Below are 5,580 nucleotides of genomic sequence, written 5' to 3'. Positions count from 1 at the left end.
CAACCCGCGCAGCGAGGACCCGGCCGAGATCCGCCGCCAGGTGCTGGCCGGCTGCCCCGGCGCCGCCGAGATCGGCGACCGGGCCGACGCGATCCGCGCTGCGGTGCAGGGGCTGGGCCCCGGCGATGTCCTGGTCGTGGCCGGAAAGGGCCATGAGACCGGCCAGATTATCGGCGATGACGTACGCCCCTTCGACGATGCGGAGCAGGCGCGTGCAGCCGTGACCGAACTGAAGAGCGACCCGCGATGGAGACGAACGCCATGACCACCCCTGCGCTCTGGCCGGCCGCGGAGGCGGCTGCCGCTACCAACGGGATGCAGGTCGGCGAGTGGTCGGCGACCGGCGTCTCGATCGACAGCCGCTCGGTCGTGCCGGGCGACCTGTTCGTGGCGCTGCGCGGCCCGAACTTCGACGGCCACGACTACGTCAAGGACGCCCTGGCCAAGGGCGCCGCGGCGGTGATGGTCGACCGGGTGCCGCAGGGCGTGCCGCATGACGCGCCGCTCCTGGTGGTCGAGGACACCATGGACGGGCTGACCGACCTGGCGCGCTTCGCCCGCATGCGCAGCGAGGCCCGGGTCGTCGGGGTCACCGGGTCGGTCGGCAAGACCAGCACCAAGGAGGCGCTGAAGCTGGCCCTGTCCGCCACCGCGCCGGCCTATGCCTCGCAGGGCAACCTGAACAACCAGTGGGGCGCGCCGCTCAGCCTGTCGCGGATGCCGGAGCAGGTGACCTACGGCGTGTTCGAGCTGGGCATGAACCACGCCGGCGAGATCGCGCCGCTGTCCCGCCTGGTCGAGCCGGACGTCGCCATCATCACCAATGTCGAGGCGGTGCACGCCGCGCATTTCCACTCGGTCGAGGGCATCGCCGACGCCAAGGCCGAGATCTTCCGCGGCATGGGGCCGGAGAGCACGGCGATCCTGAACCGCGACAACCCGTTCTTCCCGCGCCTCGTCGCCCATGCCCGCACCCAGGGCGTCGGCCGGATCTGGAGCTTCGGCGAGCATGCCGAGGCCGATGCCCGGCTGATCGACTGCTCGCTGCACACCGCGGCCAGCGCGGTCAACGCCGTGATCCTGGGCGAGCCGCTGCGCTACACCCTGTCGGCCCCGGGCCGGCACTGGGTGCTGAACAGCCTGTCGGTGCTGCTGGCGGCCAAGGCCATGGGCGCCAACATCGCCGGCGCGGCCCGGGCGATGGGCCGGATCACGCCGCTGCGCGGCCGCGGCGCCCGCATCACCGTCGAGCTGCAGCGCGGCGGCCAGGCCGGGAAGCTGCTGCTGATCGACGAAAGCTACAACGCCAGCCCGGTCTCGGTCGCCGCCAGCCTCGAGGTGCTGGGCGGGGTCGACAGCGGGCCGGACGGGCGCCGCATCGCCGTGCTCGGCGACATGCTGGAGCTCGGGCCCGATTCGCCGGCCCTGCATGCCGGGCTGAAGCAGCATGTGCTGGCCAACGATATCGACCTGGTCTTCGCCTGCGGCCCGGACATGAAGCAGCTCTATGACGCCCTGCCGGAAGGCCGGCGCGGCGCCTATGCGGCCGAGAGCGCCGCCCTGGCGCCGGTCCTGGCCGAGGCGGTGCGCCCGGGCGACTGCGTCATGGTCAAGGGCTCGCTCGGCAGCCGCATGGCCGTGATCGTCGAGGCGCTGGAAAATCTGCACGTGGCGCGCGAGAACCGGGCCCCACAGGCCTCGCCCAAGCGCGTCGCCAACGGCCTCTGAAAAAGGAACGGTCCCGGTGCTTCCGGCCCTCTTCGCCCCGCTCGCCGACCAGGCGCTGATCTTCAACCTGTTCCGGTACCTGACGTTCCGGACCGGGGCCGCGGTAATGACGGCGCTCGTCATCGCCTTCGTCATCGGCCCGTCGATGATCCGGTGGCTGAAGTCGCGGCAGGGGGCGGGGCAGCCGATCCGCGAGGACGGGCCCGAGGGCCACTTCAAGAAGCGCGGCACGCCGACCATGGGCGGGCTGATGATCCTGATCGCGATCGTGGTCTCGACCCTGCTCTGGGCCGATCTGCGCAACGCGTTTGTCTGGATCACCCTGCTGGTCACAGTCGGCTTCGGCTTAGTCGGGTTCGGTGACGACTACCTCAAGCTGACCAAGCGCAACCCCAAGGGCCTGTCCGGCAAGCTGAAGCTGGTGGTGCAGGGCGTGATCGCCCTGGTCGCCGTGTTCTGGTACCTGCAGGTGACGCCGGAGGTGCGGGAGACCGCGGTCGCCATCCCGTTCCTGAAGGACGTGATGGTCGAGCTCGGCATCCTGTTCTTCCCCTTCGCCATGCTGGTCATGGTCGGCGCCTCGAACGCGGTCAACCTGACCGACGGGCTGGACGGCCTGGCCACCATGCCGGTGATCATCGCCGCCACCTGCTTCGGCCTGATCGCCTATCTCGCCGGCAACGCCGTGTTCGCGGGATACCTGCAGATCCACCACGCCCCGGGCGCCGGCGAGCTGGCGGTGTTCTGCGGCGCGCTGATCGGCGGCGCGCTTGGCTTCCTGTGGTTCAACGCGCCCCCGGCCATGGTGTTCATGGGCGACACCGGGTCGCTGTCGATGGGCGGCGCGCTCGGCGCCATTGCCATGATCACCAAGCACGAGATCGTGCTGGCGATCATCGGCGGCCTGTTCGTGCTCGAGGCGGTGTCGGTGATGGTGCAGGTCGGCAGCTTCAAGCTGACCGGCAAGCGGGTGTTCCGCATGGCGCCGCTGCACCACCATTACGAGAAGAAGGGCTGGGCCGAGCCGACCATCGTGATCCGGTTCTGGATCATCGCCGTGATCCTGGCCCTGATCGGCCTCTCCAGCCTGAAGCTGAGGTGATCGGATGATCGACCTCTCGCATCTCAAGGGCCGCAGCGTCGCCGTACTCGGCCTCGGCAAGTCGGGCACCGCCGCGATCCGCGCGCTCAAGGCGGCGGGCGTGACCGTCGCCGCCTGGGACGACAAGGTCGCCGGCCGCTCCTTCGCCGAGCGCGAGGGCGTGCCGGTGCGCGACTTCGCGGCCGAGGGCATGGCCGGCATCGACCTGGTGATGCTCAGCCCCGGCATCCCGCGCACCCATCCGCAGCCGCACCCGGCCGTGGCCCGGGCGCTGGAGGCCGGCAGCCGCCTGGTCGGCGACATCGACCTGCTGGCCGAGGCCCTGCCGGATGCCGGCTTCCTCGGCGTCACCGGCACCAACGGCAAGTCGACCACCACGGCGCTGCTGCAGCACGTGTTCCAAGCGGCGGGCCTGGATTCCGAGGCCGGCGGCAATCTCGGCCCCGCGGCGCTCGGCCTCCGCCCGGTCGGCCCCGGCGGCTGGTACGTGCTGGAGGTCTCGTCCTACCAGCTCGAGACCATCACCGAGGTGCCGTGGTCGATCGGCGTCTTCATCAACATCACCCCCGACCATCTCGACCGCTATCCCGACATGGCCGGCTACGTCGCCGCCAAGACCCGGCTGCTGGACGGCATCCGGCCGGGCGGCACGGCGGTGATCGGGGTCGATGACGACTATTCCCGCACGGTGTTCGAGAAGACCCGGGCACGGCCGGAGATCCGGGCGATCCCGGTCTCGGCCGCGCGCGCGGTCGAGGGCGGCGTCTTCGTCCGCGACTTCGTGCTGCACGACGCCACCGAGGGTGAAGCCCGCCCGGTGCTGGACCTGCGCCAGGCGCCAGCCCTGCCGGGCGCCCATAACGGCCAGAACGCTGCCTGCGTCTGGGCCGCCGCCCGCGCCGCCGGGGTTTCGGAAGAGGTGCTGGCCGCGGCGATCCGCACCTTCCCGGGCCTCGCTCACCGCCAGCAGCTGGTCGGCACCATCGCCGGCATCCGCTTCGTCAATGACAGCAAGGGCACCAACCCGGACGCGGCGGCCAAGGCGCTTGGCTCCTACGACACGATCTACTGGATCGCCGGCGGCCGGCCGAAGGAGGGCGGGCTGGAGGCGGTCGATCCCTATCTGCCGCGGGTGCGACAGGCGTTCCTGATCGGCGAGGGCACGCCGAAATTCGCCGCCCATCTCGACGGCCGGGTGCCGTATCAGCGCTCGACCGACCTGGACGCCGCGATCGAGGCCGCCTATCGCGCCGCCAAGGCGGACGGCGCCACGGATGCCGTGGTGCTGCTGTCGCCGGCCTGCGCCTCCTTCGACCAGTTCGCCAATTTCGAGGCGCGGGGCGAGGCCTTCGCCGCCTCGGTCAAGGGCCTGCAGGTCCGGGTGGAGAGGGGGGAGCTGTAGATGGTGACCCTGGATCGCGCGGACAGCTCAGTCATCGGCCGCTGGTGGTGGACCGTCGACCGCTGGATGCTGCTCTTGCTCGGCATCATCATGGGCATCGGCTCGATCCTGATCCTGGCCGCCAGCCCGGCCGTGGCCCAGCGCATCAATCTCGGCGAGTTCTACTTCATCGAGCGGCATCTGATGATGCTGCTGCCGGCGATCGTGCTGACCTTCATGGTCTCGCTGATGAGCCCGGGGGCGATCCGCCGCGTCGCCGCGATCGTGCTGGTCCTGTCGATGCTCGGCGTCTTCGCCACGCTGTTCGTCGGGGTCGAGATCAAGGGCGCCACCCGCTGGATCCAGCTGCCCGGCCTGTCGCTGCAGCCCTCGGAATTCGTCAAGCCGGCCTTCGCCGTGGCCGCCGCCTGGCTGTTCGCGCAGCAGAAGATGCGGCCGGGCTTTCCCGGCTACATCGCCTCGACCGTGCTCTACGCCATGATCGTCTTCCTGCTGCTGTCGCAGCCGGATCTCGGCATGACCGTGGTGGTCACGGCGGTCTGGTTCATCCAGTTCTTCATCGCCGGCCTGCCGATGTTCCTGGTGGTCGGGCTGATCGCCCTGGGCTCCGGCGGCCTGGTCGGCTCCTACTTCCTGTTCGACCATGTCCGCAGCCGCATCGACCGCTTCCTCGACCCCTCGACCGGTGACAACTACCAGGTCGACCGGGCGCTCGAGGCTTTCACCAATGGTGGGCTGTTCGGCACCGGCCCGGGCGAGGGCACGGTCAAGCTGTACCTGCCGGACGCCCATGCCGACTTCATCTTCGCCGTCGGTGGCGAGGAGTTCGGCCTGTTCTTCTGCCTGCTGCTGGTGGCGCTGTTCGCCTTCATCGTCGTGCGCGGCCTGTCGCGGGTGGCGAACGAGACCAACCTGTTCATCATGCTGGCAGTGGTCGGCCTCGTCACCCAGTTCGGGCTGCAGGCCGCGATCAACATGGCCTCGACCCTGCACCTGATCCCGACCAAGGGCATGACGCTGCCCTTCGTCAGCTATGGCGGCTCCTCCCTGATCGCGCTCGGCTACGGGATGGGCATGGTGCTGGCCCTGACCCGCAGGCATGCCGGGGGAGGGGGGCTACGGTGAATGACCAGCGCCCCATCCTCCTGGCCGCGGGCGGCACCGGCGGCCATGTCTTCCCGGCGGAGGCGCTGGCGCGGACGCTGATCGCCCGCGGTCATGCCGTGCGCTTGGCGACCGACCCGCGCGGCCGCGCCTTCGGCGACCGGCTGCCCGAGGTGCCGGTCGACGCCGTCCGCTCCGCCACCGTCGCGCCGGGGCTGATAGGCAAGCTGAAGACCGCGACGCT

General features: G+C 70.4%; 6 protein-coding genes. All 6 read left to right on the top strand.

All coding sequences use genetic code 11. The annotated features are described in order from the left end of the window. The coding region (locus tag P409_RS25130) for a glutamate ligase domain-containing protein (RefSeq protein ID WP_034844939.1) at nucleotides 1-265 on the top strand (265 nt) is incomplete at its 5' end. Then, complete coding sequence (locus tag P409_RS25125) at nucleotides 262-1,728, top strand: UDP-N-acetylmuramoylalanyl-D-glutamyl-2,6-diaminopimelate--D-alanyl-D-alanine ligase (protein WP_034844938.1); 1,467 nt, start codon at nucleotides 262-264, stop codon at nucleotides 1,726-1,728. The genes P409_RS25130 and P409_RS25125, both read left to right, overlap by 4 nt. Before the next feature lie 16 nt (nucleotides 1,729-1,744). Beyond that, nucleotides 1,745-2,830, top strand: coding sequence for a phospho-N-acetylmuramoyl-pentapeptide-transferase (gene mraY, locus P409_RS25120; RefSeq protein ID WP_034844937.1), 1,086 nt, complete (start codon nucleotides 1,745-1,747; stop codon nucleotides 2,828-2,830). Nucleotides 2,831-2,834: 4 nt separating this feature from the next. Beyond that, complete coding sequence (gene murD, locus P409_RS25115) at nucleotides 2,835-4,232, top strand: UDP-N-acetylmuramoyl-L-alanine--D-glutamate ligase (RefSeq protein ID WP_034844936.1); 1,398 nt, start codon at nucleotides 2,835-2,837, stop codon at nucleotides 4,230-4,232. Then, entirely contained in the window at nucleotides 4,233-5,357 is a 1,125-nt protein-coding gene (locus P409_RS25110) for an FtsW/RodA/SpoVE family cell cycle protein (protein ID WP_034844933.1), read from the top strand. After that, nucleotides 5,354-5,580: glycosyltransferase (locus tag P409_RS25105; protein WP_034844932.1), on the top strand; the 227-nt coding region annotated here is incomplete at its 3' end. The genes P409_RS25110 and P409_RS25105, both read left to right, overlap by 4 nt.

It is taken from the genome of Inquilinus limosus MP06 (genome assembly GCF_000767795.1).
GTDB classification, from domain to species: Bacteria; Pseudomonadota; Alphaproteobacteria; order DSM-16000; family Inquilinaceae; genus Inquilinus; species Inquilinus limosus_E.
This window is presented reverse-complemented; position numbering and strand designations above follow the sequence as displayed.